Annotated in this window: 16 protein-coding genes and 1 pseudogene; 8 read left to right on the top strand and 9 right to left on the bottom strand. The window is 52.1% G+C overall.

All coding sequences use genetic code 11. The features are described 5' to 3' along the window. Positions 1–40: 40 nt before the first annotated feature. Complete coding sequence (locus P1U47_RS08055; protein WP_301028204.1) at positions 41–430, top strand: hypothetical protein; 390 nt, start codon at positions 41–43, stop codon at positions 428–430. A 50-nt stretch (positions 431–480) separates the two neighbouring features. On the opposite strand, the gene P1U47_RS08050 is transcribed toward P1U47_RS08055, so the two are convergent. Further along, positions 481–1,290 (bottom strand): hypothetical protein, encoded by an 810-nt coding sequence (locus P1U47_RS08050; protein ID WP_301028203.1) that lies wholly within the window; start codon positions 1,288–1,290, stop codon positions 481–483. A gap of 337 nt (positions 1,291–1,627) precedes the next feature. Here P1U47_RS08050 and mscL point away from each other — a divergent pair, with 337 nt between their 5' ends. After that, positions 1,628–2,083, top strand: coding sequence for a large-conductance mechanosensitive channel protein MscL (mscL, locus tag P1U47_RS08045; RefSeq protein ID WP_301028202.1), 456 nt, complete (start codon positions 1,628–1,630; stop codon positions 2,081–2,083). Positions 2,084–2,371: 288 nt separating this feature from the next. Then, positions 2,372–3,379, top strand: a complete 1,008-nt coding sequence (locus tag P1U47_RS08040) for a hypothetical protein (RefSeq protein ID WP_301028201.1) — start codon at positions 2,372–2,374, stop codon at positions 3,377–3,379. 14 nt (positions 3,380–3,393) lie between these two features. Here the strand turns inward: P1U47_RS08040 and dcm are convergent, their stop codons facing one another. Next, the gene (gene dcm / locus P1U47_RS08035) at positions 3,394–4,689 is read right to left on the bottom strand and encodes a DNA (cytosine-5-)-methyltransferase (protein WP_301028200.1); all 1,296 of its coding nucleotides are present in this window, start codon (positions 4,687–4,689) and stop codon (positions 3,394–3,396) included. Positions 4,690–4,825: 136 nt separating this feature from the next. Here dcm and P1U47_RS08030 point away from each other — a divergent pair, with 136 nt between their 5' ends. Next, entirely contained in the window at positions 4,826–5,839 is a 1,014-nt protein-coding gene (locus P1U47_RS08030; protein WP_301028199.1) for a hypothetical protein, read from the top strand. A 226-nt stretch (positions 5,840–6,065) separates the two neighbouring features. On the opposite strand, the gene P1U47_RS08025 is transcribed toward P1U47_RS08030, so the two are convergent. The 3 genes and pseudogenes from P1U47_RS08025 to P1U47_RS08020 all read right to left on the bottom strand — a co-directional run. Continuing rightward, the gene (locus tag P1U47_RS08025; protein ID WP_301028198.1) at positions 6,066–6,611 is read right to left on the bottom strand and encodes a hypothetical protein; all 546 of its coding nucleotides are present in this window, start codon (positions 6,609–6,611) and stop codon (positions 6,066–6,068) included. A 42-nt stretch (positions 6,612–6,653) separates the two neighbouring features. Next, the gene (locus P1U47_RS17580; protein WP_366943144.1) at positions 6,654–6,716 is read right to left on the bottom strand and encodes a hypothetical protein; all 63 of its coding nucleotides are present in this window, start codon (positions 6,714–6,716) and stop codon (positions 6,654–6,656) included. Between the two features lie 80 nt (positions 6,717–6,796). Beyond that, positions 6,797–7,195: pseudogene (locus P1U47_RS08020) on the bottom strand (DUF924 family protein); the annotation flags it as partial. Between the two features lie 149 nt (positions 7,196–7,344). Between P1U47_RS08020 and P1U47_RS08015 the strand changes: the two are divergent. The 3 genes from P1U47_RS08015 (at position 7,345) to dxs (ending at position 10,507) form a co-directional block, all read left to right on the top strand. Continuing rightward, positions 7,345–7,578 carry an exodeoxyribonuclease VII small subunit gene (locus P1U47_RS08015; protein ID WP_301028197.1) on the top strand — a complete coding sequence of 78 codons (234 nt, stop codon included), beginning with the start codon at positions 7,345–7,347 and terminating at the stop codon, positions 7,576–7,578. A gap of 3 nt (positions 7,579–7,581) precedes the next feature. Continuing rightward, positions 7,582–8,499, top strand: coding sequence for a polyprenyl synthetase family protein (locus P1U47_RS08010; protein ID WP_301028195.1), 918 nt, complete (start codon positions 7,582–7,584; stop codon positions 8,497–8,499). An 82-nt stretch (positions 8,500–8,581) separates the two neighbouring features. Then, complete coding sequence (dxs, locus tag P1U47_RS08005; protein ID WP_301028194.1) at positions 8,582–10,507, top strand: 1-deoxy-D-xylulose-5-phosphate synthase; 1,926 nt, start codon at positions 8,582–8,584, stop codon at positions 10,505–10,507. Positions 10,508–10,534: 27 nt separating this feature from the next. Here dxs and P1U47_RS08000 read toward each other — a convergent pair whose 3' ends face one another. The 4 genes from P1U47_RS08000 to thiD form a co-directional block, all read right to left on the bottom strand. After that, positions 10,535–11,620, bottom strand: coding sequence for an ELM1/GtrOC1 family putative glycosyltransferase (locus tag P1U47_RS08000; protein ID WP_301028193.1), 1,086 nt, complete (start codon positions 11,618–11,620; stop codon positions 10,535–10,537). A gap of 147 nt (positions 11,621–11,767) precedes the next feature. Continuing rightward, the gene (ribA, locus tag P1U47_RS07995) at positions 11,768–12,352 is read right to left on the bottom strand and encodes a GTP cyclohydrolase II (RefSeq protein ID WP_301028192.1); all 585 of its coding nucleotides are present in this window, start codon (positions 12,350–12,352) and stop codon (positions 11,768–11,770) included. Between the two features lie 73 nt (positions 12,353–12,425). After that, positions 12,426–13,070, bottom strand: a complete 645-nt coding sequence (locus tag P1U47_RS07990; protein WP_301028190.1) for a TIGR02281 family clan AA aspartic protease — start codon at positions 13,068–13,070, stop codon at positions 12,426–12,428. Beyond that, complete coding sequence (gene thiD / locus P1U47_RS07985; protein ID WP_301028189.1) at positions 13,070–14,554, bottom strand: bifunctional hydroxymethylpyrimidine kinase/phosphomethylpyrimidine kinase; 1,485 nt, start codon at positions 14,552–14,554, stop codon at positions 13,070–13,072. Before thiD ends, P1U47_RS07990 begins: the two co-directional genes overlap by 1 nt. A gap of 199 nt (positions 14,555–14,753) precedes the next feature. On the opposite strand from thiD, the gene P1U47_RS07980 reads away from it, so the two are divergent. Then, positions 14,754–15,164, top strand: coding sequence for a PaaI family thioesterase (locus P1U47_RS07980; RefSeq protein WP_301028188.1), 411 nt, complete (start codon positions 14,754–14,756; stop codon positions 15,162–15,164). Positions 15,165–15,173: the final 9 nt, after the last annotated feature.

The following is a 15,173-nucleotide window of genomic DNA, read 5'->3' as shown; positions in this document are numbered from 1 at the left end:
TCAATTTAAACGCGGAAGCCGCCCTAAGCAGAGAGCCAACATGAAGAAATTACTCGTCTTTTTTGCCGCAGGCTGTGTCGGCGCACTCGCCAATAGCCTAGCCATTTGGCTGCTGGGCGACCAAGGTATAACTGCGCGGTTTGGTATTGCGATTGCGCCGAACCTAAGCCCAAACTGGCTTTATCCGCGTATTGTGTGGGGCGGGATTTGGGGATTGCTCTTTATACTGCCGATGCTAGCGTCACGCCCCTTGAGCAAAGGCCTGTTGCTAAGTTTAGCGCCAACAGCCGTGCAGCTATTGGTGATTTTTCCACAAGCGCACAAAGGGCTTGGCGGCGTAGAGCTGGGGACATACACCCCCATTCTGGTCTTAATCGCTAATGGCGTGTGGGGCGCAGTGACCGCGCTGACTATTCGCTACGCTCGTTAAGCCATCGCGTCGTCAAGTATGGCGGCCCCAGCACGCAATTTGCCTCGGTTTTATTTAGCAGATTTCTTTTTGGTCGCGCCGCTAATGCCATCCGGCTCCGTGCCATCCAAACCAGCCATAATCGCGTCAGCGCGCAACACAGCCAGTTTGCTAATCGACAGCAACAACTCAACCTCATCAAGTATGGCGGCTTGGTAACTCGCCATAATCGACCGACCTTGCGCAGTGGTGGCCGCTCCGCCCTCTGCGGTTGCCGCAACGCGAGAATCGGCCGTCATCACTACGCCAAAGCGCTTTTTCTTCCAATCGTCAAACATCGCGTTCCAACCGCGAATTTCTGTTTTCAACTCTTGATCGCGTGCCCGAGTAAGCGGCTCGTTAGCGGCCAGAATCGCCTCATCTGTGCAGGGTGTCGCACAGGTTGTCATCTTCTCACTAATACTCATTTGGGTTCGGCCAAAGGCGGCCTGTATCCAGCGCTTACGTTTACCTAGCACGGCTTGCGGCGCTTTATCGTCTTCATTCATCGCCAAATAATCTGAGTAACTCGCCGCAGCGGCCTGCACCACAGCACTGTCGGCAAGACTCGCGGGGACCGCGATTCGCGCTGGCGGTGTTTCACCGCCGTTAAGCTCTGCAATTTTGGCCCGCAGCGCCGCTATGGCAGTATCGATCTCAACAAAATCCGGCTGCACAATTTTTCCGTCCTGCACCCAAGTCAAAGCCGTCGCCGCATCAGAAGGCGGCCGCGGCACGCTGTTATATAAATCAGATAACGTGGCGCTGTACGCAGACAAGGCACTGAAGGTAAGGGCTAAAGCTAAGATTCGGCGTTTATTAATAGAAGATATACACATCATTATCATCTGTTCCAAGGTTAACAAGGGCGTCTTAGCTCCATACAAGCAAAAATAACGCCGAGTTTACCTAAGCCGCCAAACCCTTCCGTCACAAGCAGCACTACCAACAGTAGGCCCCGTATTTTGGGCCATACGAGCACAACACGCACCATAATTGCCCCGCCTCCATTGCGCGCTCGTCGACATGCGCCCCAAAAAAATCCACTAGCTCTGCCACAAACAGCGAACCTTAGGCAGTAGCTGGCAAAAGCGAAATATGGCAACTATACCTATGCTAGCCCCAACGTGGTGGCCACATCCCATTCAATAGTTCCCCCAATTAAAGAGAGGACAAACTATGCTGACTGAATTTAAAAAATTTGCCATGCGTGGCAATGTTGTTGATATGGCCGTCGGTATTATTATTGGTGGCGCCTTTGGCACCATTGTGAAAAGCCTCGTTTCAGACGTCATCATGCCGCCGATCGGCTTGCTGCTCGGCGGCGTCGACTTTGCGGATTTATTTTTCACTTTAAAAGAAGGGGCGCTAGCGGGACCGTATGCTAATTTAGCCGCCGCCCAAGCGGCCGGCGCGGTCACCGTTAATTACGGGGTATTCTTCAATGCGGTGTTCAGCTTTATTATTGTCGCCTTCGCGGTGTTTATGCTGATCAAAAGCATTAACAATATGCAAAAGGCTGAGGAAGCGGCGCCAGCGGCCCCAACCACTAAAGACTGCCCCATGTGTTTTTCAAAAATTGCACTAAAAGCTAGTCGTTGCCCACACTGCACTTCTGAGCTGTCGGATGCTTAATTAGCTGCGTTCGCGACTTTTAGCCCGTAATTTACGACCGGCCTAATAAATTAAGGTATGCCGCTAACACGCAAATTACCTTAATTTATTTTAGTCGCCCGCCGACCATGAATAACTTATCGCACTGAACACTGCTCAGTATCAGCTAAGTTACGGCGCTTGAGCATGTAACTGCCTTAATGGTTTACTAAACAATATCGCTAGCGGTATATTTTTAGCATTAAACCTTAAATAGCAGGCTTCGCCGACAAGGAAAAGCAGCGAGTTAAACAGGACGCTCAACGCCTCATGGATGACCAAACTCACGTAGTTAAGCAAAAAACATATCTACTAAACTGCTTAGATGAATTACTGAGCCACAATGTGCTCGGCGACCGCCAATACAAAAACAGGTACAACGGCTTTACTGCAGAATTGGCCTTCTGTCGCTGGCATGCCGAAAACAGAGATACCGCACTGCTTGATGGCGGCATGTTTCTGCCAATTCAAAAATCAGACAATTCGTTTCAAAGAGCAATTTATTACACCGTCACCGAGCGGCCGCCAGCGGATTTCCAAGAAGTTTACCGCGCTGCCAAAAACCTCGCCTCTGAAGGTCAATTTCTCATTCAGATACAAGTAAATGCTGATCCCTTCACATGGGAAAAGAACGTGTTCTTTAAGACTGTGGGCACAGAATTATCGATTGCATTCCCTGTGCCGCCCTTTCAAGCGTATCGATTCCATCCTGAATCAGGCACGTTTAAGACGATACAAATAGATGAAATACGCCGCTTATTCAAACAAGAAAAACCGGCACTTAAAAAGAAAGTTATACCTGATGAAATGAAATTAAACTTCATCAATAAGTTTAGCGCGTATGATCTCGCACATATAAAAAAGCTTTATGCCGACCGCTTATTTTTCGATGGGTTCTTCAATTTAACATTGGCGCGCGGTGCGCCCCTCGACATTGATACTTTTGTGCTAGGCAGAGACGGCCGCCATCTCATATTAGAAATAAAGGAAAAAGATCAGAGTAAAAATTCGCCAATTGGCTTTGGCATGGACACCCGCCGAATTGACAGCCTTCAAAAATTAGCTGGCGTGTTTGATACCAAGGCCTTTTATCTTGTGAGCCACATTAATAATCAAATTGAGCGACGACATATCGACTGGCGTATTATTGATATGAATAAGTTTCAGAAAAAAACACAACACAGCCCCGTGGTAGAGGGCGGAACCGGTATGCGCAGCACCAGTTCACACAACCCTACCAAGGTGTGTGCCTTTGCAGAATTCACTCAGTTAACGTGAAGCAAAGTAAAATACTATGCCGCCCTTTTGCGTTTAAGTGACTGCATGAGAAAGCTCACAATTGAATTAGCCACTGGCCTAACAACGTTTAAGCACACCGAATTACCAAACTGCCTATAGATCTGCGCTTGGGAAACGCCATCAACAATAAACGTGTCGGGAAAACCCTGAAGTCTGGCACATTCACGGGGGGTTAACTTTCTCGGGTTTTTACCTAGCGCAGTTTGATCAATCAGAATTTCTGAACCATCTTTGTAATATCGGGCGCTTATTGTATTGGCGTAGGGGCTGTTCTCATCGAATAAGGAGTAGCCAAAACCATTGCCTTTTTCCTTATGCCCGAGCTTGCGCTTTTGATGCCCTTCCCAGAGTCGATCAGAAATGGTGTATTTATCGTCTGCCGCGGCAATGCCCGACAAATCCTCAAGTATATCCCCTAGCCGAGTTGGCGACTTGGGTGGCACTGGCCACGCAAATCTGCTCTCAATTTCAGCCTCGGTAAAATAGTCTTTATCAAAACCAACAATAAAAACACGCTCGCGATTTTGCGGTGCGCCAAAGTCGGCGGCGCGAAGCACTCTAACATCTACCCAATAGTTTAATTTTGCCGACAAAGCCTGCCTGGTCTCAGCGCCCAAGGGAATGTCTTGGGGCACGGCTTGCTCGTGCTCGCCGCGTAATATCGACAAGATAGTTTCAAGGGTTCTACCCTTGTCATGCCCCCGCAACTGCTTAACATTCTCTAACAAAAACACCTTTGGGCGTTTTTCTGCCAATATTCTTTGCACCTCAAAAAACATGGTGCCACGGGTGTCGCTAAAGCCTTTTTTTAAGCCCGCTTGGCTAAAGGCCTGACAAGGAAAGCCGCCAACCAAAACATCGTGATCTGGAATTTCTTCTGCCATAATGTTGGTGATATCGCCTTTAGGCATTTCACCAAAATTGGCGAGATAGGTCTTTTGCGAAAATTTATCCCACTCAGAGGAAAAAACGCACTCGCCACCCAGCTCCTGAAACGGTAGCCTAATGCCACCGATGCCCGCAAAAAGATCAATGAAGGTGAATTTGGCCTTTCCTTTACGCTTAAAAGGCGCGCTTTTATAGCTCGCCGTCATTTCATCATTAAGCCGTAGAATCGCCAACCACTTTGCTTTGGTAGGCGAATGCTCGCCTTTTTCCCAGCCCCTCACGGTGCGCTCACCCTGATTACCTAAACCAAGCAAATTGGCAAACTCCCGCACGCCCAAGCCCAGCCCTTCTCGTATACTTTTGATTTTATTGGCATTAATATCTGCCGTATCGAATGCCATGAATCCAAGCCTCTACTTATCCTGTTTTGTACCGGGAAAATACCACTGTATATACACTCAGTCAATAGAAAAATAGCTGTATATGCCCGCACCGCCCTAGAAAAAAATCGGCACACCTAACGAAAAAGGATATCCATTGAAAATCAAGGATTTAGTTATACCAAGCCACAATTTGGCGTTAATTAATACGGCCAGCTGTACACCCTCTCAAAATCTCTTCAACGCTTTTTTTGTTCCTTTTCGACAGCTCGTTTTCAGCAATATCAATATCCACGCGCCCGATTACCCGCACATCGATTTTGATCTTATACGACCCCAACTTAGCCCGATCTTAGCCACGCTGAGCGACAAGCAAACCGCTGAATTGCGTGCGCTCGGCGTTGGCAGCGGCAGCATCTCAGCCGCAGCGTGGAACAAAGACCCCGAGCGCAACGCGCTAATGTCACTGCTGTGGCACTACCCCCACTTTGGGAATCTCATTTGCAATGTGCATCCACTCGCCAAAATCGCGGTTCTCTCAGCAGAGATTCATCTTGGCCAGCGCATTAGTACTGCAAACTTCGTACACGCCAAACAGTTCATTGACGAAATAAGCCGAAAGCGCTGGACGAGAGAACAGGAGAAAAATGAACAGCAAAGCGGTGTCTCAAACTTGGGGGGAATCTCTGAGCTGCTACTAGCACTAGCCTTAGAAGAACTCATTGATGAGACCAATTTTTTCAGAACTGGCAACCCCAAAGTGCAATCCTATGGCGACTTTGTATTAATGTGCCTACCAAACAATCTCTGGCTGTCGGTGAAATCAAATTTTGCTAGGGAGCGGCTATTAGCGTCCGGCTATACCACCGACATTCTCGGCGTGGGGTTTTTTACCAGTTTTGAAGAATTCGTAAGCCCCGCCAAAATCAGAAATTTTCAACGCGTCGGCTTTTTGGCCATGTACCTGCCAGAGATACCTATTTCAGAAAGCCAAGTTCGCGACAATACCAATACCTACCAGCAGATTGTGGACCACTACAGCGGCCAAGATAAAATACCCTGCAATATCAACGGTAGCCCATTCCTCAGGCCATTATCGCAATTACACGAAGACTTACAGAAATTACTCGCGGTCGAAAAACTAGCAAACCGCAACACCTTCGATCTTTAGCTTTTCAATTAAGACCAGCCATGCTGAACTTAATCCCGTATCGGGCGGGGTGACCGCAGGCCCATTCAGCGGCAATGGAATCCGAATCAAACTCGGGGTAGCTTGATACAGCAGATGACGGCGCGGCAGGGAGCAGTAACTGTGTGAACGTTTTAGACCAAGAACATACTATCTTTTGGCAAAACGCTATGGCCTGTTATTGAGTGAGTCGCTTGGCTATTCGCCTTTATGGCGTTTCAGCCATTGGCTTATCGATGGCTGCGGTTAATTTACGCCAGCCATCCTGCCCAATAGCCGCCAGTATTAGCGATTTATTCTCTTTTAAAATTTCAGTCCGCGCGGTGTGAATCATATGCGCTTGCAGCTCTGGCGCCACCCCCGCCAGCACATAGAGGTGGCGCTGGGGACTACCCACTCGATCCAGCACTTTAATACCCTTAAACCGCGCCACCTGCGACCAAACAACACGATCAGTGACCTTCAAAATTAAGTCCGCCGGCAGCTCGGCCTGTAATTGGGCGGCAGCAAAAGCCCGAATTTTAGCTACCACAGCGGTCATCGCAGCCTTTCCCGCTATTCGATTCTGTAAAGAGATAGAGGGCAGCCGACTTTTATCGCCCACCGCCAAAAAGCCTGCGCCTTCAAACTCGTCTACGCCACACAGCCAGTCGGGGGCATTGCCGCGCTCACTATCGGGGTAGGCGCACTCGGCGTGTGCTGATGCACTTATAAAAAAACAAAATACAAAACTAAGCGGCAATAAAGCGCGCATTGAAATCTCCACGTATTAGCGCAAATCTAAATTGGCTAAGACCTAAAAAGAGGAACCCGCTGCTGCTAAAAATTCAAGTTCGGCGGCGGTCGATTCGCGCCCCAAAATAGCATTGCGATGGGGGGGTAGCGGCCAAACTCTTTTATAATTTGCTGATGCCTTAGCGCAAAGCGGTAGTTATCGGCAAGCCCCAGCGCCTCGTATAAGCGTAGCGAAGCATTCTGGATCGCCTCCGACTCGCTGTGCATATAGGGCATATACACAAATACTCGCTGCTCGGGGCTCAGCTCGTCGTCGGCACGCACGCGAATTGCTTCTTGCGCTAAAACAATAGCCTGCCCATCTGCAGCAAAGGCGCGCGCTTGATCGCGGTAAATATTGCGGGAGAACTGATCCAGCACAATAATTTCTGCCAGCCGCCCCAAGCCTCGGTGCCGCCAAGAATACAGTTCACCGGCAAGTGCTGCCTGATGAACCGCGCCAAATTGATTGGCAATGTAGCGATCAAGCTCAGGATCTTTCTTAAATTGCGCCGCCGAGGGCAGCTCACTAAACCAGAAATCGATTATTTTTTGAAAATGCATTCAAACCTGCGTCCATCTCAACAGCGAAGTAGCATACCTTATCGCTGTTTGAGCAACCACGGTAAGTTCGCAATTACCCTCATTAGGCCAGACACTGCTAGAATAGCCGGTCGCAAACCCCATCATCGCAACACCTAGGGAGCAAGCCCATGGCCAAGGCAAAAGCAGTGAATTTTGAAACCGCGCTCACAGAGCTCGAAAAACTCGTGCAAAACATGGAATCGGGCGAACTTAGCCTCGAAAGCTCCCTAAAAGCCTTTGAAGACGGCATGCAATTAAGCCGCGACTGCCAGCAAGCACTGGCCGATGCCGAGCAAAAAGTGCAATTACTCATGGCCAAAGACGGCGAGATTGTCAGTAAAACTCTGGTAGCGGAAGACTAATAAATGACTCGGGACTTCGCTGACTTCCTCGCCCACTGCCAGCAACGCGTTCAAAATGCGCTACCCGCACTACTTGGTAATACCGGCAGCGAATACGCCGAAGCCGAGGCCGGCCCCGCGCTGCAACGGCTCAGCGACGCCAGCAGTTACAGCGTATTAAACGGCGGCAAGCGGGTGCGCGCCAGCCTCGTTTACGCCACTGCGCAGGCCCTTGGCCAAGCCGACAAAGCCGGTTTAGACGGCATAGCCGGCGCCATCGAAATGATTCACGCCTACTCTCTCGTCCACGACGATCTACCCGCCATGGACGACGACGATTTGCGCCGCGGTAAAGCCACCTGCCACATCGCCTATGATGAGGCCACCGCCATTTTAGTTGGCGATGCCCTGCAAGCCCGCGCCTTTGAAATACTCGCCACCCTGCCAAGTGACAATGCCGACGCCAAACTGGCCTTAATTCAGCAATTGAGCGCAGCGGCTGGCCCTCGCGGCATGGTCGGCGGGCAGGCCATCGACCTCGCGGGTGTAAATCAACAACTCGACCTCCGCGCCCTGCAAACCATGCATCAGCTCAAAACCGGCGCCTTAATTAGGGTCGCAATTAGCATGGCCGCCATTTGGTGTGGTGCAGATCACCGTCAGCGCGATCAGCTCGACAATTACGGCAAAGCCATTGGCCTGTCTTTCCAAGTACAAGACGATATTATCGACATTGAAAGCAATACCGAGACTTTGGGCAAAACTCAGGGTGCCGACCAGGCCTTGAACAAGCCAACCTTCCCCGCCCTGCTGGGTATGGCGGGCGCCAAGCAACTGGCCGCCGAACTCCACGCTAAAGCCCTAGAGGCGCTGAGCGCCTTTGACCACCGCGCGTCTCCCCTGCGGGACTTATCCCACTACATCATCGACCGGCAGCACTGACACCACAGCTGCTTTAAATAGGTAAAACGACTGAAATTCGTTTACAATCTCGACCTTTCATCGGTTCAGGGTTCCGTGTTTAATGTTTCAAGAAATTCCCCGCACACGACCAGCCACACCACTGCTGGACAGCATCGACAGCCCAGCAGACCTGCGCCGCCTAGACGAAGCTGAGCTACCGGCGCTGGCATTGCAACTGCGTGAATTTCTACTGTATACGGTAGGCCAAACCGGCGGCCACTTTGGCGCGGGGCTAGGTGTGGTCGAATTAACCGTCGCCCTTCACTATGTATACAACACCCCCGACGACCGATTGGTGTGGGACGTGGGTCACCAGTGCTATCCCCACAAAATATTAACTGGGCGTCGCGAGCGCATGAGCGGTATGCGCAAAGCCAAGGGCTTGGCGGGTTTCCCCAAGCGTGAAGAAAGCCCCTACGACACCTTTGGCGTAGGCCACTCCAGCACCAGTATTAGCGCGGCACTGGGCATGGCGATTGCCGCCCGTCAGCAAAATATTGACCGCCACACCATTGCCGTCATTGGCGACGGCGCAATGACCGCCGGCATGGCCTTTGAAGCGATCACCCACGCCGCCCACACCGGCGCCAATATGCTGGTGATACTCAACGACAATCAAATGTCGATTTCCAAGAGTACTGGCGGCTTAAATACCTATTTTTCTAAAATGTGGGCCTCAAAAACCTATAACCAACTGCGCAGCGGCGGCAAAACCGTGCTCAAGAAATTTCCGCGCTCCGCCACAGAGCTCGCCGCTCGCCTTGAAGAATACATGAAGGGCATGGTCTCACCCGCGACCTTATTTGAAGAGTTGGGTTTTAATTATATTGGCGCCATTGATGGCCACGATCTTGATATGCTGGTGCCCACCCTGCGCAATTTACGCGAGCTGCCCGGCCCGCAAATGCTGCATATTCGCACCCAAAAAGGCAAAGGCTTTGGTCCCGCAGAAAAAGACCCTGTGGGCTTTCACGCCATATCCAAAATAGAGCCCAAGCCCAGCAATGGCCAAGCCATTGCGGCCAAAACCTCACTGCCAAAATATCAGGATATTTTTGGTAGCTGGCTCTGCGATCAAGCCGAGCTGAACCCTGAGCTGGTCGCAATTACCCCAGCGATGTGTGAAGGCTCGGGCATGCTGGACTTCTCCGAACAATACGCCGACCGCTTTTACGATGTTGCCATTGCCGAACAACACGCCCTGACCCTGGCGGCAGGTATGGCCTGCGACGGCCTAAAACCGGTAGTGGCAATTTACTCAACATTCTTGCAGCGCGCCTATGACCAGCTCATTCACGATATTGCCCTGCAAAACCTTGATGTGACCTTTGGTATTGATCGCGCTGGACTGGTTGGCGAAGACGGCCCCACCCACGCTGGCGCCTTCGACCTGAGTTATTTGCGCTGCATCCCCAATATGGTGGTTATGGCCCCCGCCGACGAAAATGAAACTCGGCAGATGCTGCACACCGCCTACCACTACCCAGGCCCAGCAGCGGTGCGCTATCCCCGCGGCACCGGCCCCGGCGTGACGATTGAAAAAGACATGCAGCTCTTGGCCATTGGCAAGGGCCGAATTCAGCGCGAGGGCCAAAAAATTGCCATTCTGAGCTTTGGCACCTTGCTGGCCCCAGCCCTGATCGCCGCCGAAGCCCTCAATGCCACCGTTGCCGATATGCGCTTTGTTAAGCCCCTCGACACCGACTTAATTGACGCCCTAGCCGACGACCACGAGCTATTAGTGACGATAGAAGAAAATACCATTGCCGGTGGCGCCGGCAGTGCGGTAACCGAATACCTCAACCAGCAAAATCGCTGGCTGCCGGTACTGCAACTGGGCCTGCCCGATATGTTTATTGACCACGGCAAACATCCCCAGTTACTCAGCGAAATCGGTCTTGATGCCGACGGTATTGCCGCCAGCATTCGCCAGCGCATGACGCAGCTTGAGCAATACAAAAACCCCAAACCGTCGGTCCAAGCCTAAGGCCAAAGCCTTACTAAGCTGCCGCACTCACAGCTGTGGCACTTGGATTTCGGTATTTAAATTTAGATAGTGGCTGCGCTGGGCCTGCACCGACGACGCCACCGCTCCCAGGGCGATAAAGCGCTGAAAAATCTCATCCAGATGCGCCGCATACGACTTCACCGGCTCATAATAATGGGGGCGATACTGCGCCAAGGCGCTGAACTCTAACTGCAACAGTAATTCCATACTGGCCATATACGCCAAGGCTTCGCGGTGGGTTTTACTCGGTGAGGCATCGGTTGGCCGCAGGCTAATCACCGGTTTGGCCATCGCCAGCGACTCTGCCAACATACTCAGACTGTCTTCGGTGCAAAACAAGCGCGAGGCGGCGCCAATAAATGCATCCAGCGGCTCACTAGACTCATCTTCGTACCAGATACTCGCCTCGCATACAGATGCATCTAAATAGCTGCGCAATATAGCATTGCCTTGCCGACCGGTGCGCCGCGAAGTACTCACCAGCCAGCGCACCCCATACTGAGCACTCAAGGCCTGCAACGCAGCCCCCAAGCGATGCCAGTCGGCGTCGTGATAGCGGTAGCCACTGCCATCGCCGCCAACAAAGATCGCCCATAAGCGCTGGCCACTGGCCCGCAGAGCGCGGCCCGCCCGATGACAGCGCCGTGGCTCGGTGCGACACACCACCAGTCGCGACGCCACCGCGTTGCTGTCGCCCATATCGCCCTTCAAGCTCACATGGGCGCTAATCATCGACTCCGGAATAGTATAACTACTCCCCACCAACACATTGGGAATATTCCAGTACTGACTCAGCGCAATATTCAAGGCCACCACATTGCCGCCAAAGGAAATCACTAAATCTATTTTTTCGCTGGGCAGGGGCGTGTGGCAGTAAAACAGTAGGATTAACCTCTGTAAAAAGGCGTTTTGTGAAGCTGCCGCATAGCGCAACAGGCGATTCAATAATTTCAGCCTAGGTTTAGCGCGCAGGCTGCTAATCTCACAATCGCAGCGGGTGCAGCGCGAGGCAATCAGTCTCGCCAAACCATAGGACTGGCTAAAATGCCCCGGCTTGCCGTCGTGAATCACCAAAATTCGAAATTTTTTCACCTAGCCACTCCCGCCGCCACAATCGATAACAGCAGACGAGCTTAGCCACAAGAAATGACAGGCGAGTAACAGCTAGGTGAAGATCCTGAGTCAAGACACGCAGAGGCAGTCACTAGCGCTGTTGCGCTAGTGGCTCGTTATATAAGCTTAAAACAAATGCCCGAGTTTACCCGACTTAGTCGCAAGGTATTTGGCATTGTGGGGGTTTTGACCGGTTTGCAGCGGCAGCCGCTCAACCACGTCAACACCTTGATCGGTAAGGGCTTTTACTTTGCGAGGATTATTGGTCATGAGGCGGACTTTACTGATTTTTAGATGTTCGCACATCACGGTCAGCAGGCTGTAATCGCGCATATCTGCGCCAAAGCCCAATTGCTCATTGGCCTCGACGGTGTCGGCACCGGCATCTTGCAATTTGTAGGCGCGAATTTTATTCATCAGGCCAATGCCACGCCCCTCTTGGCGCAGGTAAAACAAAACACCGCGCCCTTCGGTGGCAATCGCCTCTAGCGCCGCGCGCAATTGCGAGCCGCAATCGCAGCGCATACTGAATAAAGCATCGCCGGTTAAGCACTCGGAGTGCACCCGCGCCAGCACAGGCTCGCCGTCGCCAACATCACCGAGGGTGAGTACGACATGCTCTTTGCTGTTCTCTGTGTCCTCAAAGCCGTGTATATCAAACACCCCCCAAGGGGTGGGAAGCTTAGAGGATTCTATGAAACTAACCGCCACGGGTATCTCCACGAGCAAAACCGGTCGCGCATTTTACCAGCAGGATGGCCTTGAGGCGACCATTGTTGTGTATTCAGTGGTGGCGAGGGCTCAGCGTAAGGATATTATTGTGTTCTTGCAGATTAACATGCTCTAAAAAGCTCATACCCAGCAATACCACATTGGGGTAATCGCCCTGAATCACCACCGCGTTAACGTGGGACACCGCAATGCCACCCACCTCGACTTTATTTAGGGAAATCGTATAGCCGCTGCTCACCCCACCCGCCGTGACGATTGCGGTAGGCTCACCCAGCGCATAGGCAATACCAAGGCGCGCGGCCTCTTGCGAGCTCATTGCCATGCTGCTTGCGCCGGTATCAACTACCGCATCAACCGAGCGGCCATTAATACTGATTTTCAGGCGGTATTCATTGCGATGATTTTTGCGTAACACCACCGTCGTAATCGGCGCCACGTCATACACAGCGCCCACTTGCTTATTTAAGGTCAAGACCCGGCGTTTGCCATTAATATTCACCACCGCTTGCATTGGCGTAGCCGAAATTAGCTCGATACCCGAACTATCGCGTTGGCCGTTGCGCAATAATTTCTGACGGCCGTCTATCTCAAACAAAGCCGCTTTATCAAACAAGCCGCGCACCACAATTTTAGCCGGCTCAGACCACCCAAGGCTGGCCACCAACAGCAGGTACATAGCAACAAAGGCGATTTTCATCACGTTGCTTGGGCAACGTGCAAAGCCATCAATTCCGCCACCACCGCCTCTGGGTCGTTTGCTTGCGTAATCGCGCTGATCATCGCAACGCTCCGCACCCCAGTGCGCAACACCTCTTTAGCTCGCTTAAGGTCGATGCCACCAATGGCGGTAAGCGTATAATCGCCCCCCAAAATACCCACCCAGCGGCGTAGCTGCGGAACACCTTGGGGGCTAAACGGCATTTGCTTGCTGGTAGTGGAATATACTGGGCCAATCGCAATATAGCTGGGCCGCAGGCCGTGGGCTCTAGCCACTTCGTAGTAGGTGTGGGTGCTCACCCCAAGCCGCAAGCCGGCCTTGGCAATGGCGGCGATATCGGCCATATCGAGATCTTCTTGACCTAAATGCACGCCGTAGGCCTCTTCTTCTATCGCCATTTTCCAGAAGTCATTAATGAACACTCGGGCGTCATACTCACGCCCCAAGGCCACTGCGCGCCGTATCTCCTTGCGCAAGGCCTCGCCCTGCAAATTCTTCGCCCGCAGCTGAATTGTCTTCACACCGCAGGCCAATAAGCGGGCAATCCAATCTGCGCTGTCCACAACCGGATACAAGCCAAGTTCACCATCACAAGACCGAAACACCGGACGCGGCCCCAGCGCCGGCAAACGGCGACTAAAACTGGGGAAGTCGGCTAAGCGCTGGGGCCAACCCACATGGGCGACCGGCCCGGGCCCACTGCCCAATTGCACTCCCATTCGCAAACCCTGGCTAACATAAGCCTTGGCAATCACCAGCGCATCCCGCAATTCATAGCCACGGGCAATCGCCGCCGCAATAGCAGAAGAAAACGTACAGCCAGTACCGTGGGTGTTCAGGGTGTCGATGTTGGCACCACTGAGCCAGAAGCCTTCCATGCCATCGGTCCAGTAATCGTGACGCTCGTTATTACGCGCGGTTAGGTGGCCACCGGTAATTATTACCGAGCGCGCACCCAAGGCCACAATATCGGCAGCGGCGCGTTCGATCTCACCCAAACCGCGGATCTCTCGGTTTAGAATGGCTTCCGCCTCACTGAGATTTGGGGTGAGTAAATCACAGCGCGGCAGCAGCTTTTCAATTAAACATTCACAAACGCCGGTTTCCATTAACTCGCCGCCGCTGGTCGATACCATCACCGGATCGCACACCACAAAGCCGGTATAGGTCTCTAGGTATTTAGCTACCATCGAGACCACACTCTCGTCGGCAAGCATACCGAGCTTGATCACATCGGCGGGCAAATCACTGTCTAGGGCGTTGATCTGCGCGGCGAGGGTACGCCGCGGTGTGACCGATACATGCCCTACCGCAAAACTATTTTGTGCGGTAATCGCCGTGATAACGGTGCAGCCGTGAACGCCAAAATTATGAAAGGTGGCTAGATCGGCTTGAATGCCCGCGCCGCCGCCAGAATCTGAACCAGCAATACTCCAAACTATCGGTTTTTTACGGCTGGCCATAGATCCTCAATATCCGTGAGCTTATTAGCTGCTAAGTATAGCTGCCACAGGAATAAGGCAACACCAGAAACACCTAATTTACATTGCGAACACAGCCACTTTGAAAGCAGCTAGCACATCAGCCATACTCAGCAGCTATTTAAGCTCGAAACTATAAAACAAAAACAATTAAATAATGGCGCAGCTCGGCGAGGAAAATATGTCTATTAAGCAGCAAATTAGTGAATTTCTAGCCGCTGAATTCCCCCAGAGTCCGTGCTTGGTAGACGATATTGGCCCGCAGTCTGCCGTGGTTCGCTACCGAGTAGACCAGCGTGCGCTGCGCCCTGGCGGCACGGTTTCTGGCCCCGTACTCATGACCACTGCCGACCTTGGTTTGTACGCTGCGATTCTCGGCGAAATTGGTATTGTGCCGCTGGCCGTCACTACCAACCTCAACATTAACTTTCTGCGTAAACCCTCGGCAGGAAAAGATATTATTGGAGTTTGCAAATTAATTAAAATTGGCCGCTTGTTGATTATTGGCGAAGTTTCGCTCTATTCCGAAGGCGATGATCGGCCCGTTGCCCACGCCGTAGGCACGTACGCTATTCCCCCTAAACAGGCGTAACGAAAACCT

It is taken from the genome of Zhongshania sp., assembly GCF_029212375.1.
In the GTDB taxonomy this organism is placed as follows: Bacteria; Pseudomonadota; Gammaproteobacteria; order Pseudomonadales; family Spongiibacteraceae; genus Spongiibacter.
Note: the sequence above shows the minus strand (reverse complement) of the source record. Positions and strands in the feature narration are given on the sequence as shown.